The 21,322-nt window shown below is 60.8% G+C and carries 16 protein-coding genes, 2 tRNA genes and 1 pseudogene; 11 read left to right on the forward strand and 8 right to left on the reverse strand.

Going from position 1 to position 21,322, the window contains the following annotated elements; genetic code table 11:
* Positions 1–60 precede the first annotated feature (60 nt).
* Both TQ38_RS02370 and TQ38_RS02375 read right to left on the reverse strand, forming a co-directional pair.
* Positions 61–897, reverse strand: coding sequence for an alpha/beta fold hydrolase (locus tag TQ38_RS02370; protein ID WP_043973575.1), 837 nt, complete (start codon positions 895–897; stop codon positions 61–63).
* Between the two features lie 255 nt (positions 898–1,152).
* On the reverse strand, positions 1,153–1,824 hold the full coding sequence (locus TQ38_RS02375; RefSeq protein ID WP_043973573.1) for a hydrolase: 672 nt from the start codon (positions 1,822–1,824) through the stop codon (positions 1,153–1,155).
* Positions 1,825–2,181: 357 nt separating this feature from the next.
* Between TQ38_RS02375 and TQ38_RS02380 the strand changes: the two genes are divergently transcribed.
* Both TQ38_RS02380 and TQ38_RS02385 read left to right on the forward strand, forming a co-directional pair.
* Positions 2,182–2,257 (forward strand) — tRNA-Thr (locus tag TQ38_RS02380).
* 208 nt (positions 2,258–2,465) lie between these two features.
* Positions 2,466–3,698, forward strand: coding sequence for an integrase arm-type DNA-binding domain-containing protein (locus TQ38_RS02385; protein WP_043973571.1), 1,233 nt, complete (start codon positions 2,466–2,468; stop codon positions 3,696–3,698).
* 686 nt (positions 3,699–4,384) lie between these two features.
* On the opposite strand, the gene TQ38_RS02395 is transcribed toward TQ38_RS02385, so the two are convergent.
* Positions 4,385–4,612 carry a DUF3072 domain-containing protein gene (locus tag TQ38_RS02395; RefSeq protein WP_043973569.1) on the reverse strand — a complete coding sequence of 76 codons (228 nt, stop codon included), beginning with the start codon at positions 4,610–4,612 and terminating at the stop codon, positions 4,385–4,387.
* A 367-nt stretch (positions 4,613–4,979) separates the two neighbouring features.
* On the opposite strand from TQ38_RS02395, the gene TQ38_RS02400 reads away from it, so the two are divergent.
* Positions 4,980–5,342, forward strand: a complete 363-nt coding sequence (locus TQ38_RS02400; protein ID WP_043973568.1) for a PRC-barrel domain-containing protein — start codon at positions 4,980–4,982, stop codon at positions 5,340–5,342.
* A gap of 113 nt (positions 5,343–5,455) precedes the next feature.
* Here the strand turns inward: TQ38_RS02400 and TQ38_RS02405 are convergent.
* Positions 5,456–5,766, reverse strand: a pseudogene (locus tag TQ38_RS02405) (transposase); the annotation flags it as partial.
* A 79-nt stretch (positions 5,767–5,845) separates the two neighbouring features.
* On the opposite strand from TQ38_RS02405, the gene TQ38_RS29860 reads away from it, so the two are divergent.
* The 4 genes from TQ38_RS29860 to TQ38_RS02425 all read left to right on the forward strand — a co-directional run bounded on the left by TQ38_RS29860 (position 5,846) and on the right by TQ38_RS02425 (position 8,592).
* Positions 5,846–5,932 (forward strand) — tRNA-Gln (locus TQ38_RS29860).
* Between the two features lie 497 nt (positions 5,933–6,429).
* Complete coding sequence (locus TQ38_RS02410; protein ID WP_082057601.1) at positions 6,430–6,747, forward strand: YHYH domain-containing protein; 318 nt, start codon at positions 6,430–6,432, stop codon at positions 6,745–6,747.
* Positions 6,748–7,005: 258 nt separating this feature from the next.
* Positions 7,006–7,254, forward strand: a complete 249-nt coding sequence (locus TQ38_RS02420) for a helix-turn-helix domain-containing protein (protein WP_043973566.1) — start codon at positions 7,006–7,008, stop codon at positions 7,252–7,254.
* A gap of 3 nt (positions 7,255–7,257) precedes the next feature.
* Positions 7,258–8,592 (forward strand): type II toxin-antitoxin system HipA family toxin, encoded by a 1,335-nt coding sequence (locus TQ38_RS02425; RefSeq protein ID WP_043973565.1) that lies wholly within the window; start codon positions 7,258–7,260, stop codon positions 8,590–8,592.
* 227 nt (positions 8,593–8,819) lie between these two features.
* Here TQ38_RS02425 and TQ38_RS02430 read toward each other — a convergent pair whose 3' ends face one another.
* From TQ38_RS02430 to TQ38_RS02440, 3 genes are all read right to left on the reverse strand, one after another.
* Positions 8,820–9,011 carry a hypothetical protein gene (locus tag TQ38_RS02430; protein ID WP_052505626.1) on the reverse strand — a complete coding sequence of 64 codons (192 nt, stop codon included), beginning with the start codon at positions 9,009–9,011 and terminating at the stop codon, positions 8,820–8,822.
* A 144-nt stretch (positions 9,012–9,155) separates the two neighbouring features.
* Positions 9,156–9,368, reverse strand: a complete 213-nt coding sequence (locus TQ38_RS02435; protein WP_052505625.1) for a hypothetical protein — start codon at positions 9,366–9,368, stop codon at positions 9,156–9,158.
* The gene (locus TQ38_RS02440) at positions 9,369–9,956 is read right to left on the reverse strand and encodes a hypothetical protein (RefSeq protein ID WP_052505624.1); all 588 of its coding nucleotides are present in this window, start codon (positions 9,954–9,956) and stop codon (positions 9,369–9,371) included.
* Between the two features lie 369 nt (positions 9,957–10,325).
* Here TQ38_RS02440 and TQ38_RS02445 point away from each other — a divergent pair, with 369 nt between their 5' ends.
* From TQ38_RS02445 to TQ38_RS02460, 4 genes are read left to right on the forward strand one after another with little or no spacing between them, the layout of a single operon-like run.
* A complete protein-coding gene (locus TQ38_RS02445) occupies positions 10,326–12,152 on the forward strand; it encodes an AAA family ATPase (protein ID WP_043973564.1) in 1,827 nt (608 codons plus the stop codon).
* A complete protein-coding gene (locus TQ38_RS02450) occupies positions 12,152–12,796 on the forward strand; it encodes a 4Fe-4S single cluster domain-containing protein (protein WP_043973562.1) in 645 nt (214 codons plus the stop codon). The genes TQ38_RS02445 and TQ38_RS02450 overlap by 1 nt, the downstream gene beginning before the upstream one ends.
* Positions 12,793–19,026: an AAA domain-containing protein gene (locus tag TQ38_RS02455; RefSeq protein ID WP_043973561.1), complete on the forward strand. Its 6,234-nt coding sequence runs from the start codon at positions 12,793–12,795 to the stop codon at positions 19,024–19,026. The genes TQ38_RS02450 and TQ38_RS02455 overlap by 4 nt, the downstream gene beginning before the upstream one ends.
* Entirely contained in the window at positions 19,023–20,345 is a 1,323-nt protein-coding gene (locus TQ38_RS02460; protein ID WP_043973560.1) for a hypothetical protein, read from the forward strand. The genes TQ38_RS02455 and TQ38_RS02460 overlap by 4 nt, the downstream gene beginning before the upstream one ends.
* A 72-nt stretch (positions 20,346–20,417) precedes the next feature.
* On the opposite strand, the gene TQ38_RS31425 is transcribed toward TQ38_RS02460, so the two are convergent.
* On the reverse strand, positions 20,418–20,942 hold the full coding sequence (locus TQ38_RS31425) for a thermonuclease family protein (RefSeq protein ID WP_082057600.1): 525 nt from the start codon (positions 20,940–20,942) through the stop codon (positions 20,418–20,420).
* Between the last annotated feature and the right edge of the window lie 380 nt (positions 20,943–21,322).

Raw genomic sequence — 21,322 nt, forward strand, 5'->3', positions numbered from 1 at the left:
GGTCCCGCCCCCGCTGCCTTCTCGTGAACGACAGCAGGGAGCGGGTCGGCAGGCGTTGGCTCAGGCCTGCACGAAGGCGAGCAGGTCCGGGTTGATGACTTCGGCGTCCACGGTCAGCATCCCGTGCGACAATCCGGGGTAGATCTTGAGAGTGGCGTCGGGCAGGATCTCGGCCTGCAACTCGGCGGCGTTCTTGTACGGCACGACCTGGTCGTCATCGCCCTGGAGGACGAGCACGGGGACGGTGATCGCTTTCAGGTCATCGGTCTGGTCGGTTTCGGAGAAGGCCTTGATGCCGTCGTAATGGGCCTTTGCGCTGCCCATCATGCCCTGGCGCCACCAATTGTCGATCACGGCGGGGATGACCGTCGCACCCTCGCGGTTGAAGCCGTAGAAGGCGCCGGCGGCGAGGTCGTGGAAGAACTGCGCGCGGTTGGCGGCAAGGGCGGCGCGAAGGCCGTCGAACACCGCGATCGGCAGGCCGCCGGGGTAGCGCTCGGTCTGGAGCATGATCGGCGGGACGGAGCTGACCAGTACCGCCTTGGCGACGCGGCCCTGCGGAATGCCGTACTGCGCGACGTAGCGGGCAACTTCGCCGCCGCCGGTCGAGTGACCGATGTGGACGGCGTTCCTGAGGTCGAGGTGCTCCATCACGGCGGCGGCATCGGCGGCGTAGTGGTCCATGTCATGGCCCTCGCTCACCTGCGCCGAACGGCCGTGGCCCCGGCGATCATGCGCGACGACGCGGTAGCCCTTCGCAAGGAAGAACAGCATCTGCGCATCCCAGTCGTCCGACGACAGCGGCCAGCCGTGATGGAAGACGATCGGCTGGGCGTCCTTCGGGCCCCAGTCCTTGTAGAAGATTTCAACGCCGTCGGTGGTGGTTACATAAGCCATGATGCTGATCCTTGGATGAAGGTGGAGATGCCGCATGGGGCTTCGACAAGCTCAGCCTGAGCGGGTTTTGAAGCTACTTTTGCAATTCATTCGGATGGAGCGGGTCTACAGCTATGCTTGAAATCCACTCAGGTTGGGCAGGTCTGAAGTTACCTTCGAAACCCGCTCAGGCTGAGCTTGTCGAAGCCCCCGAAAGGGCCGGGTGGGACCGGCGGCGACAGATGAGGGTAAGATGCCGCCGATCCCGAGCTTAACTCAGTTTGCGCCTTCCGAAGCGCCAAACATGGTCTTGGCGTATTTGATGCCCAGGCCGTAGGAACCACCCCAGACCTTGGCGATGCCGGTGGTGCTGTCGTAAGTTTCGGTACGCGCCCAGTCGCGCTGCAGTTCGAGCAGGTACTGGAGCGAGGTCATCGGCACCGCGCCAAGCTGGATCATACGCTGAACGGCGATCTCATGCGCTTCGTCCGAGATGTCGCCGCAGGCATCGGCGATGAAGTAGGCCTCGAAGCCCTGGTCGATGGCCGATGCCACCGGGCCGACGATGCACACCGAAGTCCACAGACCGGCGAAGACAATGCGGGGTTTGGCGATGCGGTTGATCTCGGCGATCACGGCAGCATCTTCCCAGGTGTTCATCGAAGTACGGTCAAGCAGTTCCTGGCCAGGGAAGGCATCGGTGATCTCGTCGAACATCGGGCCGGAGAAGCTTTTCTCGGCAACTGTGGTGAGGATGGTGGGCACGCCGAACGACTTCGCCCCGCGCGAGATGAGCGCAGCGTTGTTGCGGAGCAGTTCGGCGGAGATGGACTTGGTGGCGAAGGCCATCTGCGATTGGAAATCGATCAGGACAAGGGCGTGATTGTCAGGAGAAATCAGCGAGTTGCCAGGGGTTGCAGTGGCGGTCGGGGCGGCGGCGATGGTCATGTTGAAACTCCTCGGTGAGGGGCGCTCTTGCCCGGTGAGGTCTTTCTCGCGGAAATTCGAACTTCGATAAAGATGGATAAAATAGAGGTACATGTTCGATAAAATAGAAAAGTCGTATGACCGGCGCACGGACCGGCATTCCAGCAACGAGGGTGCCGCCATTTGCGCCCAAGATGGGGGCAAGCGCTCCCCCCAATACCCCCTCTCAAAGGTACGGGGCCGAAGCGCCCAGATGTGGTTTTTCGCAGGATCCAGCACCTGCACCGAAGCCCCAGAGCAAGCAGCACAAAAAAGGCATGAAAGGCGATTGCCTATCACCCCGTCGCCATGTAAATGGCCCGCCTGCCCGCAAGGCACGCCGCTTTAGCTCAGTTGGTAGAGCACATCATTCGTAATGATGGGGTCACAGGTTCGAATCCTGTAAGCGGCACCATTGACCCCTCCCAAAACGTCTCCCAAGGTTGAAAAAATGGCGGTTTTCTGCCATTCCTGAGCCTCAACAGTCTCGGAGCGTGTCAGGTAAAATCAGGGTATCCTGAACGAGTGGTGCCACGGGAGACCGGGAATTTGCCCCATCGGGCATCGAACCCGTGGCCACTTGCCTGCTGTCACGCTCCTCGACCCGTCGAGGAGAATCGCCAATGGCGCTTACGGAAATGCAGATCCGCCACCTCCAGCCTGCGGAGAAGGCCTACCGATGCAGCGATGGCCGCGGGCTCTATCTTGAGATCCACCCCGCAGGGTCGAAGCTCTGGCGCTTCAAGTACCGGTTCGCAGGAAAGCAGAAGCGTCTCGCGCTGGGGCGTTACCCGGACGTCGGCCTTGCCGGTGCAAGGCGCAAGCTTGACGAGGCGAGAAGGCTTCTGGAGGCCGGGGAGGATCCGCTTGCGCTGCGCAAGCAGAAGAAGCTTATCGCCTCTTTCCATGCGGCTAACACTTTCGAGGACATTGCCAAGGAGTTCATCGAGCGAATGGTGGCTGAAGAGCGGGCCGAAGCGACCATCGTCAAGGCGAACTGGCTCCTCAGTCGGCTGAAACCGATAGCAAAGCGGCCCGTCGCCGATATCAAACCGCTCGAGATCATGGCCGTTCTCAAGGGGATCGAAGCGCAGGGCAAGCGGGAGACGGCCCACCGCTGCCGGTCATTTGCAAGCCGCATCTTTCGATACGCCGTGGCTACCGGCCGCGGAGAGAGTGACCCGACGTTTATTCTTCGCGGCGCCTTGATAGCCCCAAAAGTAAAGCATCACGCGGCGCTGCTCGAGCCGGCACAGGTCGGTCAGTTGCTTCGGGATATTGATAAATACTCAGGCAACGCGTTGACCCGGCTTGCCATGCAGATCGCACCACACGTGATGACGCGGCCCGGTGAGCTGCGAAAAGCGGACTGGTCGGAGTTCAATCTCGAGCACTCAGTGTGGACGGTTCCTGCGGAACGAATGAAAATGCGACTTCCACACCGGGTGCCGCTTTCGCGCCAAGTGATAGGCTATCTGCGTGAATTGCAGAGTTTGACGGGAGCGACCGGAAACGTATTCCCGGCGTTTCATACATCGCGCCGGACAATGAGCGAGAACACCGTCAACAATGCATTTCGCCGCATGGGCTATGGCCCGAACGAAGTCACCGCGCATGGCCTCCGAACTACCGCCTCGACATTGCTCAACGAAAGCGGGCGGTGGAGCCCGGATGCGATCGAGCGCTCGCTTGCCCATATGGACACCAATGCGATCCGGGGAATCTACAATCGCGGGCTCTACTGGGGCGAGCGCACCGCCATGCATCAATGGTGGAGTGACTATCTTGATCAGCTTCGCGAAGGGGTTGAAGTCGAGCCGTTGACGGGGCACGCATATGGCTTGCGTCGCCCATAAAGCCTGAAGTCTGATCCGGCGCCAGCCAGCTTACCGCGGTAACCTTTCCTCGTCGAGGATTGATGGGTGATAGCGCGTGTAGCGCCGGCTGCACACGCCGCGCCATACGCTTAGCCCCGTGAGGGCGCGGGCGCCGGTGGCCGGTGCGGGGTCTGATTGCTTACAACCACGTCCGGCCTTGCTTCAGAAGTCGCCGCCTGCCTCTGTGGCATGTCCGAACTATGGCATTGATCGGTATGTTTCCCGACGGACGCGGTGAAGGATGAAAGTCTGGGTCACTCTTTCGTGTCGCGCGGCAATCTGGGTCAGAGACGAATTTCCTCGCCTGAAATGCTCTCGGTAAAGCTGTTGTTGTCTCTTCTAAACTGCTCCCTGACTAATGTCGGGAGGGGAGGACGCTGACGGTGAGGTTGTTGCAGATGAGCCCGGCAACGATCGACTGTGCTCTTCAGAGTGCGAAGGGGAACAGTCAGAAGGTTCGGCGCCGCGGTATGGGCGGATCGGAGCTACGGCATAGCGCCCCGATCTGTGCGTTCAATGACTGCGACTATCCGGCGCCGCAACTCGATCGCGCGCCCTGTTGGTAAGGACTATGCTATCGGCATAGAAACACTGGCTCCTAAGAGGGTACAGAGAGGCCGACGCCATAGCCGCACGTGTCTACTTCCCTGCTTGGTCCATACTTTTCAGTCCCGTCCTAGCTTCGCTTTAAGCGCGTCGATTCGCTGCGACGCTTCTGCTTTGCTGAGGTCGTCGGGCGGTAAGTTCTCACCTGCTTCCTCGCACAAAGTCGTGAGATAGGAGGCCTGGGCGCCGGTCATCGGGTCATCGCCCGACACCCAGTCCGACGGGTCCTTCTCGGTATTTGATCCCGGGTGATCATCCAGCTTCGGGTTAGGCAGTTCATCGCTCATATGCGCATCCTCGTTCTTTGTATGTTCTCAACAGACCGATGGACGACTTGGTTCCCGCACATGCATGGCTCAAACTTATGCGCGCGCCAGTTTTGGAGGGCGGCAGGGCCGCCGATGCTCCTTGCCTGATATGAAACATGGGCTGCGCTGCGGGTTGGTAGCCCGGAGCCTGCGCCTGGCAGCGATCTCATCGCAGCGCGGCGGAAGCTCGCTCGGCAGCATTGCTTTTCATTCGAACGCCTCGCGCGATGCTCGCGGAACGGTGTGAGGCGTTAGGTGTTAGACCCACGCCATCCTTGTTCGTGGGACGGCGCATACCTGACCTTTACCGCATCGCCAGCGCAAGCACGGCTACAAGGAGCTATCGATGACAGAAGTATCAGCAGCAACGCCGACCCTCGTCGAAGCGGATACTTCAGGGCTGAAGGTGCGTTCGCGCGACGGCGATAACCTTGGTCACATCAAGGCGTTCATGGTCGACAAGCGTTCAGGGCAATCGACGTTCGCGGTTCTGAGCCTGGGAGGCTTCCTGGGGTTCAACAAGAGCTTCTACCCCGTACCCTTCGACGTGCTGGCCTATGATGCAGCCGGGGACGATTACATTGTCACGATCGACCGCCGAGTGCTTGAAGGCGGCCCCAGTTGGGCAAACAACGCTCCCGAGTTCAATCAAGCCTACGCGGATCGTGTATCGAGCTATTACGGTACTGCGCCGACGCAGATCGGCTGAGGGTTATGGTTCGTATCTGATATCTGCCCCGCAGAGTCACCCACGTACGCACATTGCCCGCTGTTCTCATTTGTGGCTGGCTGAATCGTCAGCTTCGCTATCTGTCGTTTTGTGGCCTTTGCCGCTTGACCATCATGGCTTTGCCCGGCGGTCAGGCGCAGCCGGATCGGGAGGCCTTGCCCATCGACCAGCGCGTGGATTTTAGTCGTGAGCCCGCCTTTCGCCATCGAGTGAAGCGATTGTAGCAGGTGGTGCGCGGACCATATCGTTGAGGCAGGTTGCGCCAGGGCGCACCGGACCGAAGCGCCCAAAAAATGCCGTTCAGCACGCGGCGATCATCAACGCGGGGCACGCCTCGCGGCTTATTAGGTAGCATTGGCTCAATCACCCGCCATTCGAAGTCGGTCAAATCATATCGGCTCATGCCGAACCTGAATCAGCTCCCAACCGCCAAGGAAGGGAGTTTGATAGCCGCATGCCCAACTTCGCGCTAAACCGTCGGGGCCAGCGTGACGGAATTGGTAGACGTATCACCACAGTGATCCTGAGCCTTGAGGCTTAGGTGCGGGTTCGATCCCCTGCCGCTGGCGTCCCATTTACGGGTTCACGACCAGACAGCTAGTTCTGTAGAGGGCGGTGGTCTGGCGGCGGCAACGGATTCGTGCGACCGGTGGTATCGACGAAAAAAGGGCCACTTCAAAAGAAGCGGCCCTTGATGAGTGGCGGTCCCACGGAGGGGGTGGGGAAGCGGGACCGTCAGGTTCCAGCCCTTTGCAGGGCGTTCGATACAGGAACAGCGCTGCGCTGGTTTCGTTCCCGCCTTGCGCTGACCAACCAGTCGCTGGTCGCTGCGCCTGACTGGCCGAAAATCCCATCGCTTCGCGTGCGTCGTTCAACTCGCAGCGCAAACGGGGTGCTGCATCTTCCAGCGCTTCAATGCGCGCTGCGTCATGAGGTCATTCTGGATCGGCTGCCTGCTTGTTTGCGGCGAAGCGGCTTTCATCACGGATCCGTGGCCATTTGAATCGCACTCACATCAGCGGCTTCTCACCTCGACATTGCAGATCGTTCATCGCAATTTGGGGCAATGAGGATCAGGGGGATTTCATTGGCGCTGGTCTGTGTGCTGGCGCCGTTCGCGGCCGACGCCCATCCGGGCGGCCTCGATGCGGCAGGCTGTCATAACAACCGCAAGACCGGCAACTATCACTGCCATCGAGGCAGTGGAGGCCGCGGCCCGGCTCCTTCCTCGCGCCCGCAGCGAGCACTGGCGGGTGAAACCTATTACCCGGATTGCGCTGTTGCCCGGGCAGCCGGCGCCGCGGCGTTGCGACGGGGAGATCCCGGGTATCGTGCCGGACTCGACCGCGACAACTATGGCCGGGCTTGCGAATACTCGCGGTGAATATTGGAGCGAGCGGGTCGCTTTGATGCAGTTTTGGTCTGACGAGCTGGAACGTCTTCGTGATGGAGCCAAGATCCTCAAGCCCAACTTTGCAACGTGGAACCGTCCAGACGCGGACTGACATGACGGAGCGATTTGGCAAATCATAACCTAAAGGTTATATCTAGAGCTTAATCCCTACAGGGTATATCTCTTGATAATACCTTGTAGGGTATATATAATGAATATACCTTTTGGGTTATAGGTGGAGCAGTGCTCATGGAACAAGTGGTACGGCTTGCCAGCCAACTAGGCGCTCTGCTTCAGACGGAGCGACGGCGTCGATCCATGAGCCAGACGGACCTTGCGAGCAAAGTTGGGACGCATCAAAAGACGATTTCTGCCATCGAAAACGGAAGTGAGGGAGTGAAGCTCGAGACGCTTTTAGGGATCATAGCTGCTCTGGATCTGGATATGCAGATCGTACCGCGCCGTAAGGTTGGAAAATCGATCGAGGATGTTTTCTAGGCTATGGCGCGCAAGAAAAGCCATGCTCCTCTAGATGTCCTGATCAACGGGCGTCTTGTCGGGCGCCTTGAAAAGGCCGCCAATGGTGCGACCTCCTTTCATTACGCAGCAGAATGGCTTCAATGGGAGCACCGGTTCGCGGTATCGATGTCCCTGCCGCTGCGCCTGGATGCATACCGCGGCGCAGAGGTCGCCGCCGTCTTCGATAATCTCCTACCGGATCGCGATGCCGTGCGAAGGCGTGTTGCAGAGCGGATGGGGGCGCAAGGTACAGACTATTACAGCTTGCTGGAGGCAATTGGACGCGACTGCGTCGGCGCGATGCAGTTCATTCCCGAGGGAGCGGATCTGGATACGGCTAGACCAATTGAGGCCCAGGACATCAGCGATGCGGAGATAGAGGCCATGCTGGCGGACCTCGCCAGCGCTCCGCTGGGCGTCGACCGTGAACAGGAATTCCGGATATCGGTGGCAGGCGCGCAGGAGAAGACCGCGCTGCTGCTGAGGGATGGGCGCTGGTGTCGACCGCTAGGCACCACTCCGACCACACATATCCTCAAACCGCAGCTCGGCCAGATTCCGACGTCCGAGGGCATGATCGACATGTCCGACAGCGTTGACAACGAGCACTATTGTCTGAAGCTGATGGAAGCCTTCGGGCTGAAAGTGGCGTCGACCGAGATAATGACATTCGGGCAACGGCGCGTCCTCGTCGTAGAGCGGTTTGATCGGCGCTGGCGCGATGGTAGCCGCATTCTGCGCCTCCCTCAGGAAGATTGCTGTCAGGCGATCGGAATTCCACCAACGCGCAAATACCAGAGCGATGGTGGGCCAGGCATGCGGCAGATCCTCGAATTGCTCCGGGGTACCAATGATCCGCAAAGCGACCAGGCCGCCTTCTTCAAGAGTCAGATACTGTTCTGGCTCATGGGCGCGACGGACGGGCACGCAAAGAATTTCAGCATTTTCCTCGAGCCGGGAGGCGGGTTCCGATCGACGCCATTCTACGACGTCCTGTCGGCCCAGCCAACGTTCGATAAGGGCCAGATCGCCCAAAATCAGTTCCGCATCGCAATGTCGGCCGGCAAGAGCCGCCATTACCGGATGTTGGAAATCATGGGGCGACATTTTGTGCAGAGTGGCAAAGCTGCAGGCCTCAGTGCGAAACTGATGTCCGACAGCATCACGGAGCTTCTGGATATTGCGGGCAATGCCCCGGAAAAGGCATTGTCGGTCATGCCCGACGACTTTGCGACAGGGGTGCACGAAAGCATCTCAGCTGCATTGACAGCGCGATTGCCACGACTGGCCAATTCCAGGGCTGATATTGGTGAATGATAACGGTATGCAGTGAGGCTGCCTGGGCAACCTATCAGTTGGCCCGGGGCCTGCTGAGCCGATATGCCGACGCGTTCGTCGAGTTCGGCCGCTTCGGACCACGATCCAACTCGAAAGCGTAAGTATCATATGGCATTCTTCGATACCGGCGGTCCCGATGGACTGCTTCCTGTTGCCGATATTGAGCGAATGGAGCGTGGGTGGGTCTCGCGATCCTCAGGCGAAAGTCATTCGGCTGTCGTGGCCCGCACCAGCCGGAACGGACGGCCATCGAAGAACGATGATCCCGCGTTCTTGAACGCGATGGCCGGGATGAAGACTTCCCAGCCGTTGTCGCGCTCGCTCCAGCGGATCTCACCGCGTTTCAGGGTTTCCAGTTGTCGTTCAGAGCGTGGCAACTGGCCGCGAGGGCAGATCATCAGCTGCCGCAGGTTCTTCTGACGGAGCCCAAGATGCAGGCCGAGCCGAATGAGCAGGAAGGAGCGCGCCGCCTCAGCGGCGGCGCGCGGATACCGATCAGGATTGGGCGCAAGCCGCAGGATTTCGTCGGCGATCTTACGGTATTAGCCCACCGGGCTGTCGGCCTGCAGGACCCAAAGAATCGGCTCGAAGGGATCGCGATGGACGCGGGCGACTCGCTCGATTTCCTTGGCCCGCTCGGCCGCGTGGGCATAGAGTCGATCGCAAGCCGCGCCCCAGTCGGCTTGCGCGGTGTCTATGTCCTGTTCGCTGATCAACCCTTCGATCGGAGTGAGCCTGGCCGCGAGGCCCAGCATTTAGCGCAGCCATCCGATCTGTTTGCGGGTCAGCGCCGATGCGAGACGGAGCATGTCGACCTCCCAGCGGGTGAAGAACCCGCGGCGCACCTCACGCCATTGCACGTACCAGTCCCACAAGCGTGCAAAGACCAGCATCGCGATTGTGAGATGGCGCGCAGGGATGCCGAGGCCTGCCACGATGCCGCTTGGAGCGGCGCGCATCGCTCCGAACATCAGACCCAGGTGCTCCAGTTTCTGCAGGATCGTCTCCTCGTTCCACACGCCGCTGAGATGGAATCCTATGTCCGTCAGTGCGCTCGACTTGAACCGGACAAGTTCGCCCATTTCAGCGGTAAGGCTCAAGTTCACGGGGATAAAATGCCGGAAATTGAGCCGATAGATATGGAACAATTCGAAGACGACGTAACGAAGTCGCGAGGACGTGAATGGTAGGACGATGTCGAAGCATGTGACGGTTGCGGCAAGGTTTTTGTCGAAGCGGACTATATGATTGATGGCCCCCTCCATCGCGGAGGGCCGTGGGGCAACATATGCGAGCAATGCTTCCTCTCCGGTGATCGTCAGCTTGGCGTGGGTCTCGGTCAATTGTTCAAAAAGACGCCGACCGGATGGTCGATGGTAGGCGGATATCCGGAGGCCCTTACTGATGAGGAAGAATACTAGTCCGCTTGCGAACGGAATTCCCGGGTGGCTCGGACTGTGCCAAAAGGATTAGGAGGCCGCTTTTTGCCAAGCTTCCTCCGGCTGGGTGTGTCACATCGCTTGTGAAATTCGGACCATTTACCGTTTGAGTTCGCGGAGTGCGCGGCCACATTTTTTTCAGTAATTCGATCAGGGTTCGAGAGGCATTCGCCGACATCTACGGGAAAGCGCGTCGGCGTGATGAAGTTGACCTAATTCTTTACCTAGATAGACTTAACCTCAACGCGCGTCGGCGCGAAGGGGATATGTAGAGTGACGAGTGAAGATAGCCGGGCACGTTGGGTGCGTGACCTGGCGCGATTCTTACCGTTGAAGAGTCAATTCGTTCTGACCGGTAACGTTCGAGATTTGCAAACCCGAGCGATTGGTGCGCGCGTCGTGGCGGTCCCGCTGAGCGATGTCATCGGCTCGACGCTTACGGAAGCCGGGTATGAGCATATCGTACGATATGACCCGCTCGCGGGTTTTACCGTTCTTCCTCGGCCCGATGGGTCTGAATCCAATGCGGATGAAGTTCTGGCAGCGATTGGCCTTACCGCTGTCAACGGCAAGGCCCCTGCCGGAACGGACCTCTTGGCCAGTACGATGGAGCGCATCGTTGCGATGGACGGTCCGCCGATCGCACTGGTCGTGGATTTCGCGTCAAGGCTCGTTGTTCGAAATGACGCACTTTCCGCGTCGGAGCACCAGCTTTTCACTCGAGCGCTTGTTCTGAGCCAAACTGCTCGACCGCGTCCAGTTGGCCCCGACCGCGCGCCACGCTTCAATTCGGTCGTCTGGATCGCAGAGAAGGAAGGAGATCTTCCGGACTGGCTTCTGATTGACAATCCCAAGTTGCGCCACATCTCGTTAGCCCCGCCGGACCGGGCGACCAGGCAATTGGTTGCGGCCTCGCTCGTGCGCGGAATACCCGGAGCGAAGGAAGCGTCGGCAGACGTCCTGCGTGAAGCTGAAGATGATCTTGTCGATTCCACCGAGGGATTGCTGCTGGTTGACCTCAATGCGGTCGTCCAGCTTTCACGAGCGGAAAATGTAGTCGTATCCGAGGTCGCGGAGGCGGTCAGGCGATACAAAGTGGGCGTCACCGAAGACGCATGGCGTAAGCTAGAACGGGCGAAAATCAGCAATGGGGCGGCGGCAATCGGCCGCAGGGTGATCGGTCAGGATCACGCTGCGGTGCATATGCTCGATATCATCAAACGAGCTGCGACCGGCATCGGCACGCGCGGGAGGGGTGGACGACCTCGCGGCGTGGCATTCCTTGCGGGTCCGACAGGCGTCGGAAAGACCGAACTCGCCAAGACTGTCACTGAACTGCTCTTCGGTGACGAGAGCGCCTACATCCGCTTCGACATGTCTGAATTCAGCGCCGAACATGCGGACCAGCGGTTGATCGGCGCCCCGCCCGGTTACGTTGGATATGATGTCGGCGGCGAACTGACCAACGCCGTGCGAGAGCGGCCTTTCAGCGTCGTCCTGTTCGACGAGATCGAGAAAGCACATCCGCGCATCCTCGACAAATTCCTGCAAATTTTGGACGACGGCGTCCTGACTTCCGGTCGCGGGGATAGGGTCTACTTCTCCGAAGCTCTCATCATTTTTACATCGAACCTGGGTATATATTCGACGGCCCCCGATGGCAGCCGAGTGGCCAATGTCACGCCCGACCAGCCATTCGAGGAAGTACGCTCAAGGGTCAGGGGCGAGATCGAAAATCATTTCAAGCTTGTCCTGAACCGACCGGAAATTCTCAATCGCTTCGGCGAAAACGTGATCGTCTTCGATTTCATCCGGCCGGAAGTGGCGGACGGGATTTTCACCTCCATGGTCAATCGCGTGGTTGAAGATGCAAGCGCAGGTGGCCGCCAGATCTCCATCGCACCGCCGGCACTCGAAAAGTTGCGGATCTTGTGCACCGCCGACCTCGCGAATGGGGGCCGAGGCATCCGCAACAAGATCGAGGCGCACCTCATCAATCCTTTGGCGCGGGGCCTGTTCGACCGGGAGGACGAAGGGGCGGTAGTCATCGACGATGTCGTCGCCGAGGCAGTGACATCGCTGGTCTTGAGAGCGGCCTGATGTTCGCTTCGATTTCGAGAATTCATTTCCCCGTCACGACACTGGGGCCTGGCCGCCGCGTGGGCGTGTGGTTTCAGGGGTGCTCGATCCAATGCCCCGGCTGCATCTCGGTGGATACTTGGCAGCATGATAGCGGCAGAATGCCGCTGGCTGATCTAGTGGGGGAGATCAGGGCGATGGCGTCCGAAGCCGACGGCCTTACCATTTCAGGAGGCGAACCGTTCGAGCAGCCCGAAGTCCTGCGAGATGTGCTCGCTGCCTGGCGAGAGGTATCTGTCGGTTCCATTCTGGTTTTCACCGGCCGGGAGCTTCGTGAGATCGGATCCTGGCTCGTAGCCCACCCGGGCCTGGTCGACGCGGTAATGAGCGGCCCATTCGTCTCGAGTGAGCCGCAGACACTGGCGCTACGCGGAAGCGACAATCAGATTTTGACCGTGCTGACGCCGAGAGGCTCCGAATTTGCGGAATACCACCGCGTCATCGATGCGAGCGACAGGAAGCTCGATGTGATGTTCGAAGCTGACGGAAACGCTTGGTTCGCAGGAGTTCCCGCGCGTGGAGACCTAGCCAGGCTTCGCCGGGCGATGGCGGCATCGGGGCATTCGATTATGACTTCAGACCAATTGGGGATTGCTGGGCAATGATGCGCTTCTGCCCGAACTGCCACACCGAACGACTCGTCGATGAAATCGTCTGCGAGGGTGAGGTCGACAATCTTGAATGCGGCTGGGATCTCATCTCGTTGCCAGTACGGCCACAGGGCTGGCGGCCGACTACCGCCGCACCCGCAATTCTCGCTGACAACCCGGTCCAATGCGCGAACGGCCACGCCATGGATCCGGGGGACCTGATGTGCCAGGTGTGTGGGGAAGATGCGGTCGATGAGGTTTCGCCACAGGCTACGCCTTCAAGCGTCCTACCCACGCCCATCCAGGCGTCTTTGACCGAGACCGATGCACCCCGGATCGCCGGATGGCAGCTGCTTAGGCGGATCAGCACTACAAGCGAGGTGCGCGAGCGCTTCGAGACTGTCCGGGACGAAGACGGTCGCCAGGCGATTCTGACCCTGTATGCAGACGGCAGTGAACCGGATCCTGGGGTTCACGACGTCTTGCGGTCGCTTGACCGCGACCATGTCCCTGAGATCTTCGAAACGGGCCGCCATGAGGATCGCGCGTTCGAGGTCTCGGAATATCTGCGGGGAGGAACCTTGGCCGACCTTGGTCTGCTGCAGGACGATGTCGATACGTTGTCGAGCATACTCGTCGAAGTTGGCGGGGCTCTTTCTGCGTTGGCTGAATGCGGTTTGCGCCATCGTGATCTGAGGCCGGAAGCGATCATGGTGCGGGCAAGGAACCCGCTCGATCTCGTGCTTACAGACTTCGGTTCGGCGCGGCTTTCGGAATACGATCTCGATGTCGTGTCTCCGCTAGAGATCACCCGATATACTGCGCCAGAGGCTGTCGCAGGGGGTGTCGCGGCCGCCAGTGACTGGTGGAGCCTGGGCATGATCCTGCTCGAGCAGGTCACGGGGGGAGAATGTTTCGGTGGCGCCGATGACCAGGCGTTCCTTATCAACGTCCTGACAAACGGGGCCCCCATTCCCGCCGACCTTGGGCCCGGCCTGGATGCGCTTTTCCGCGGCCTGCTCTGCGTCGACCGCCGCAACCGCTGGGGGTGGCAGGAAATTCGGCGCTGGCTTGATGGAGACATGCCGGCCGCTCCCCCACGGCACCGCGCGAATGAGGAAACCGAGAGCCGCAGGTCCATCGTCCTTGCCGGTGCCCGGTACGCGACGCCTGAGCGATTCGCGCTCGCTGCTGCCCAGGTCCCTCAATGGGAGGAAGCTCGGGACTTGCTTCTGCACGGCGAACTGGTCACCTGGATGGAGGAGGCCGGCCAGCATCCTGGATTGCGCGCGAAAGTTCGTACCATCGCGGCTCTGGACGGCGTGTCGCAGGACATTCGGCTGGCCCTTGCCCTCAAGGCTCTGAACCCGGCAATGCCCCTGGTGGTCAGAGGCGAGATCGTCACGCCTGGATGGCTGATCGACCACCCAGAGGAAGGCTATGCTCTTATCACCGGGCCAGTCCCGGATCGCCTCGACCGCGAAGATGACGAGGTCTGGCTTGGGCGGCTAAAACGCAGGGAAGCGCGGGTGCGCGAGCGGGCACAGCAGCTCGATGTCGAACTTGACGAAACACTTTTGCGTGTCGCCGCATTGTCGACGTCTCGAATACGGCTATCTGCCGTATGGGATGAGCGGCGCAGGGTCTTGCCCGATACGGATCATCCCGGCCTTCTGGCTATCGTCGAGCGTCGGATCACCGAGGAAGAGGACTTCATCCTCCTGCTCTCGGCCGCAGTCTCTCAATTCTGCGCAGCCGATGCCATCGTCATGGAAGCAAAGCTGGCTGCCGGACAGGCTGGGCTTTCTGATTTCGATACGGAACAGGCCCTGGAGTGGACCGCTCGACCGAGACGCGAACTTCACGCCGAGATCGAGGCCCGGCTGGAGGGTTTTGCAAGGTCCGGCCGTGACCGCATCGACGAGTGGGGCGATCAGTTCAGGTTGGAACGTCGCCTTCCCTTGGCCCGTGCGCTGGTCTTGCTCGCCGTGCCAAGAGACGAATGGCGACAGCCGCCCCACCAAGCCTACATCGCAACCTTGCTCGATTTCTACGCGCGACGGATAACCGGCTCCATTATGCGTGGGCCATTGACCCGCATGATCATAGGCAAGACGACGGCAAGGATAGACCTTGCGGAACTCGATACCGAGCGGACGCGCGCAGCGTCGCTGCTCGATCACATCCTGCTGCGCAATGACCAATCCATCGAAATTGATCCCGCCGCTTTGATGGGCAATCCTCAAGTGGAAAGGCGTGTCCGAACGCTGCATTCGCACGCGACGCTGTATCGGCGGGACACGGGGATCGATGGGCTCTATCTCGGTTTTCCTTTCCTCGTCATGCAGGACGCCCGCGCCACCACGCGCCCCAGGATCGCGCCGGTTCTCTTGTGGCCCGTGCGCCTGAAACCCGAAGTCGGCTCGCGCGGCCGGGTTACCCTGGCCTTCGACCGCGACCGCGAGGAGGTCAGGCTCAACCCGGCATTCGAGACCCTGCTTGGTGTCGATACCGCCCGGCGTTGGCAGGAAGCCGCGAAAGAGATTCTGGGTAGGTCGTCCGTAACCACCGCCGAGGTACTCGACGCCTTTGCCGAACTCGCATCCGTCGCCGGGCATAAGCTGGCTGCGCTTCCCTCGCCAGGGTTACGCGTGCGCGTGGGTGAGGATCGCGTGGTTTGCGCCGCTGCTCTGTTCCACCTCGCGTTCCTTGGCCAGGCCGTCATGGAAGACTTGCGGCAATTGAAAGGTCTGCCGCCAGTGGGCACCAGCCTGGAAACCGCCTTCCGGGTTGGGGAGAAGGTTGAACGCTCAGAGCCAGTCGTAGCGCCCGAGCGTGAACGCTATTTCACCGCCGCCAGCGATCCATCGCAGGAGGCTGCCGTGCTTGAGGCGCGCGCCGGACGCGGACTTCTCGTCGAAGGGCCGCCGGGTACCGGCAAGAGCCAGACAATCGTCAACATGGTCGCTGATGCGATCGGGACTGGCCGTAGCTTGCTGGTGGTCTGCCAGAAGCAGGCCGCTCTGGAAGTCGTTCATAAGCGGCTGGATGCAGCCGGCCTTGGCGAGCGCGTCGTCATTGTCAACGATGTGAATAAGGATCGCGAGCCGGTAATTCGCGCCATCCGTGAGCAACTGGAGGCACTATTCCAGAGGCCTGACGGAGCCACTGGCTGGCAGCAGCAACGCGAGCAAACAGCCGGCCGTATTGAGGCCCTGGAAAAGGACCTCGATGGTCATCATCGAGCGCTGCACGCGGTCGATGAGGCGACGGGCCTGTCTTACCGGCTCGTCCTCGGTGGGCTGATCCGGCTCGCCGGCGAGGGGGATACCATTCGCGTTCCTTCGCTGACGCCGCTGATGGCAGGGATGGATCCCGGCAGGTTGGCAGTGTTGCAGGAAGCCTGTGGCCCATTGGCACGACTGTGGCTGCCTGCGCATTTCGAGGGCAGCGCCTTGGCGCAGACACGAGAGTTCGGGATTGACGACGGCAGCGCACAGGCGTTCGCCGCTGACCTTCTCGATTTCGTGCGCGTCGAACTGGAACGCGATGCGGTGGTCGAACGCACGCCCGACGCTTTGATGATCGAGGACCCGGAGCCTTATCGTTCGTGGTCCCACCTGCATGGTCCGGCGTTCATGGCATTGGACGATACGCAACGCGCGCGCCTGGCGAGATGGATGGATATCTTTTCCGGGGGAACCGAGACAGCCCCGGTCCAGCGTGAGATTGCCGAAATCGAGCGGTTGCTCCTTGGCCTGCCTGCGGACGAAGCCGCCAATGATGCCATTGAAGTTGCCCGGGGCCTGGATGACGAAGACCTGACGCGGTGGATCGCCAATTCCGACCGCCTGGCCGGCCGCGCAAGCTTCTGGGAGACAATGTCGTTTTCTCGCTGGATGGCACAGCGTCATCGCCGCAAGTTCATGCAGCAGGAGCAGCTGGACGACACCGGCGCCTTCCGCGCTGCCTTGCATCGGGAAGCTCTTTTGCGACCCGTTCGCTCGAGGCTCTTTGAAGCGGCCACTGAGCTGGGAGAACCGGCAGGTCACCTGCCGCCCCTTCGCATACCCGATCTCCTCAGCGCTGCTCGCCAGCTGGGGGGGTATCTTGACGCAACCGGCGAACTGGTCCGGCATATGGGGGCATATCCGGAAGAGCAAACTGCGCGTGCAATGGTTCGTGCTGCATCCCGACAAGCCGTTGCCGACATGATGGAAGGCATCGACCAGGGGCTTGCACGTCACGCTGCTCGTGAAGCAAGCCGCTCGGCGCTGAAGCGCCTTCACCCTTGGATGGAGGACGACTGGTCGAGTCCCTGCAGGGGTCAGATCGATCGCAATGGTTCGACCGCTCGCATCAGTGCTCCATTGGTCGAGGCAATGCCGCAGCTGGATGCCTATCAGCGTTTCAGGCCCAGGGTTCCGCACCTCGGAGATGAGGCCATGGCAGTATTTGCTGAGCTGGCCCGCGTTCGCGTTGGCCTGGAGGCACTGCCAGCGGCCGATCTGGAGACGGTCGTGCGTCGCATCCTCGCGGTCGAAGCCCACCGGGCGTGGAAGTTCCGGATGGAGAAGGCTGACGCGACCTTGCTGCTGGAAGCCCGCGAGCTTGAGGCGAAGGCAATCTCGTTGACGACCGCTGACCGCGATATGCGACTGCTCAATCGTCGCAGCCTCGTGGAAGGGCTTAATGCACGTGATCTCTCCCCACTGCGTGAATGGGAAGACATCACTCGCCTTCGCGGCGTTCGATCCCGCCGTCTTCGCGAGTTCGTCGAGCGAGGCGCTGATCTTGGGCTGATGAAGCTGCGGCCGGTCTGGCTCGTCAATCCTGACGTCGCCAGCCGTCTAATGCCCTTGCGCAAGGGTCTGTTCGACACGGTGATCTTCGACGAGGCTTCGCAGATGCCGATCGAATATGCCCTGCCGACCTTGTATCGAAGCGGAGCCATGATCGTCAGTGGCGATGAGAAGCAGATGCCGCCGACCAATTTCTTCTCCTCGCGGGTCGAGAACGACGAAGCCGAGATTTTCGAAGGTCAGTCAGCGGACGAAAACCTCGATGAAGAGGAACGCGATACCGCCGAGGAGACCTGGAACCGTCGAGAGATCAAGGATTGCCCGGACCTTCTGCAGCTGGCCAAGACTGTTCTACCGCCAACCACGCTCCAGATCCACTATCGGTCCGTCTATCGCGAGTTGATCCAGTTCTCGAACGCAGCGTTCTACGGGGGCAGGTTGAGTGTTCCGGCGCGTCACCCGGCTGAAGAGATCAAGAGGCGCAAGCCCGTCCAACTCATTCGTGTCGATGGCACTTATGTTGACCAGACAAACCCGCAAGAGGCCGAGCGGGTCGTTGGTATACTGCGCGATCTTTGGGCGAAGAACCCGACGCCTCCCACTGTCGGTGTGGTGACGTTCAACCGCAAACAGGCCGATCTCATCGAGGAGGTTCTGGAGCAGTGTGCCGAGCGCGAACCGTCGTTCAGGATTGCGCTGACACGCGAGCGCGATCGCGTCGATGCAGGCGAGGACATGGGCTTCTTCGTCAAGAACGTCGAAAACGTCCAGGGTGACGAGCGCGATGTCATTATCTTCTCATCGACGTTTGGCCGCAACCCGCAAGGCACGTTCCGGCGATCCTTTGGTGTGCTGGGGCAATCGGGAGGCGAGCGACGACTGAATGTCGCCATCACGCGTGCACGCAAGAAAGTGCTGCTTGTCACTTCCATGCCGATACCGCTCATTTCCGATTTTCTGACCACCCGGCGGCAGGCATCGAGCCCACGCGATTATCTGCAGGCCTACTTCGAATATGCCCGCACGATCTCCGAAGGCGACCTGGACGGGGCCGCTGCCGTGCTATCCCGGCTAAACACCGATACCCGCTCCAATTTGGGCCGGTCGCTGGAGACCGACGATGGTCTCGAACTGGCCGTGGCGGAGGAGATTCGGGCGATGGGATGGAATCCGATGGAAGTGCGTGACGATGGCGCGTTCGGTTTGGATTTCGCGATCGAGGATCCTCGTACCGGTCTGTATGGCATCGGGATTGAATGCGACGCGCCGCGCCACCCCTTGCTGGCCTCCGCTCGCGCTCGCGAAATGTGGCGGCCTGGTGTCTTGCGTCGATCGATCCCCGTCATCCATCGCGTCTCGACCCACCGTTGGTTTCATGAACCGCACATCGAACGCGAAAGGCTGCGTACCGCTGTTCGCCAAGCCCTGGGAGAAGCGTCGTGAGTGGTCCCAAGGTCGTGCGCATCGTTACGCGCGAAGAGATCATCGAATTGTGCAGGGGCCACCTTGCCAGAGTGGATGCGGCTCTGGAGGAATGGATCAGGGTCGGTCGGCGTAACGAATGCCTCGATGAGGACGCCATCGCGGCTGCAACCCGGCGACGCGATGCGCTGGCCGCGCTGATTGCAGCGGATCGCTTCCAAAATCTGCAGAAACAGGCTCCGGACGAAATCGCATATCTCCAGCAGAATATGCAGACACGGCTCGCCGAAGTGGTCGCTAGGCAAGCCTTGGCGCGAACGCGCGAGAAGCGGGAGAAGCAAGCGTCCGAAACCTTGCTCAATCGACTGCACTCCGCTGGAATCACGCTCGATCCCGCACTTGAGCTGCAGCTGAAGCGATGCGAACCCGGTGCGGTGGGCAAAGCGTTCTCGCTTCTTGCCGATGCGCAGTCCCAGGCAACGGCCTCGAATGCGCTTGCCGTGCAGCTGGGGGAGGGGGAGCGCAAACGCACCTTTTCCGACTGGCTGGCCGGGCAGGAGCCAATTCAGGACGAGGACCCTGCGATCGAGAAGCTACAGGCGCGAATCGATGAGCTCTGCGTCCTGCTTGATCCTTCGGACATAGCAGTTTGGCGCAGCCGTTTGTTAGAGGCGGGTTCAGCGCCTGTTGCCCGCCGCAACCTGGTTCTCGACGGGCTCGACATCGAAACCGGCCGCGTGCTGTCTCAAGCGCGGACATGGACCAAACTGGTCGCGGAGTACCGTATGGTCTGTGCCGAATTGGCAGAGGCCGGCGTGGAGAATTCTGAAGTACCCTATCTCGAATTTACTGCAGGCAGGCAAGATGACCTGCAAGAGTCGATTGATCGGTCGCGATCGCTGCTTGAGCAGCATCGTGCAAAAAGGGCGGCAGATGCACGCCGGGCCGCTGTGCTCGAAGGGCTTGCGGGCCTGGGCTATGAAGTCTCCCAGGGTATGTCGACGTCGCTTGCGGAGGAAGGCCGGCTGGTCGTGCGCAGCATGGCGAGGCCTGACTATGGCGTTGAGGTTGCCGTGGCTGCCGAACGGATGCAGATGCGCCCGGTCGCTTTCGAAAGTGCTGGCCAGGGACCGCCGACGTCCCGCGACCGGGATGCCGAGACGATATGGTGCGGTGATGTGTCCGTGCTCCAGGCCAAGCTGGCCGCTCTGGGCGGGCAGTTGGCGATCGAGAAATCGCTCCCAATCGGTGCGACCCCTCTCAAGCGCGTGGCGATAGCCGGGCAGGACAGCGTTGCAGCCGCAGAAGTGCCAGTCCTGAAAGGGCGGACTTTGCGTTGATCGTTGCCTTTGATCTGGTTTGCGCGACATTGGCGCTTTTTGGGAATTTCGATCCTGGCGAAGGGCAGTTCGTCATCTGGTAGATTGCGGGCAAACTCTGGCGACGCGCTGCCCATCGTCCCACCGCTTCTTGTAGATCGCGGCCCCTTTGCCCAGTTGCCAGCAGGACAGGTCTCCTGTTTCGCTGGCTACGAGTGCCAGGGTTCGACCGTACCGGTCGGTTCCAACCCGCTCGATCGTGAGGCGGCCATGCAGTGCATCTCGTAGGCTATCCGTCGATGCTTCCGGATCGCCCGGTGCGCACTGCCTTCCCTTTCGGCAATGGCCGGCAAGTTCGGGAGCATCGATGCCCAGCAAGCGAATGCGTTCGCCGGCACAATTGAGCGTATCACCGTCCACCACGCGGCAGCCGGTAAGCGGGTGGCCGGCACGGGCCGGTGGATTTTCCGGCCAAACTAGTGATGCCGCACCGGCACCAGCTCCCACCAGCGCAGCTGCGCCGAACCATGCGGCAATTACTTTGGTCGTTCTGGACCGTGACCTGCGACGGTGGTGGTCAAATTTGATCAGGTTGTCAGTTTGATGGCGCCTGCGCATGGCGCTCTTTACGCGGCGTGGGGAGGTTTCCAAGCACTCACATTAGAATGCTGCCCCGCGCCTTCGGCGCGGCCGCGCTCTATCTCCGCTTCGCTCCGACCGAGCCACCTTCGGCGTCTCGCTCCAGGCGGGTGACGATCGCTGGCATGGCCGGCCCGCTGCGCGATCCGGATGCGGACAGCGCGGCAGGCTGCACTGGCGTTGCTGTTTGACCTGCTGGTCAGGCGGTGTGAGCGTCACTCACCTTTAGGCCCGCCGCGGCGGCGCGCAACCTGGGCTGCACCCAGGTCCTCGATTTCATTGCGGCCTTCCCACCCCATTGCGAATGCAATGGGGACCCTGGTTCAGGTGCGCCCCGCCTCATTCGGCGGGCCTGCCGG

The organism is Novosphingobium sp. P6W (assembly GCF_000876675.2).
In the GTDB taxonomy this organism is placed as follows: Bacteria; Pseudomonadota; Alphaproteobacteria; order Sphingomonadales; family Sphingomonadaceae; genus Novosphingobium.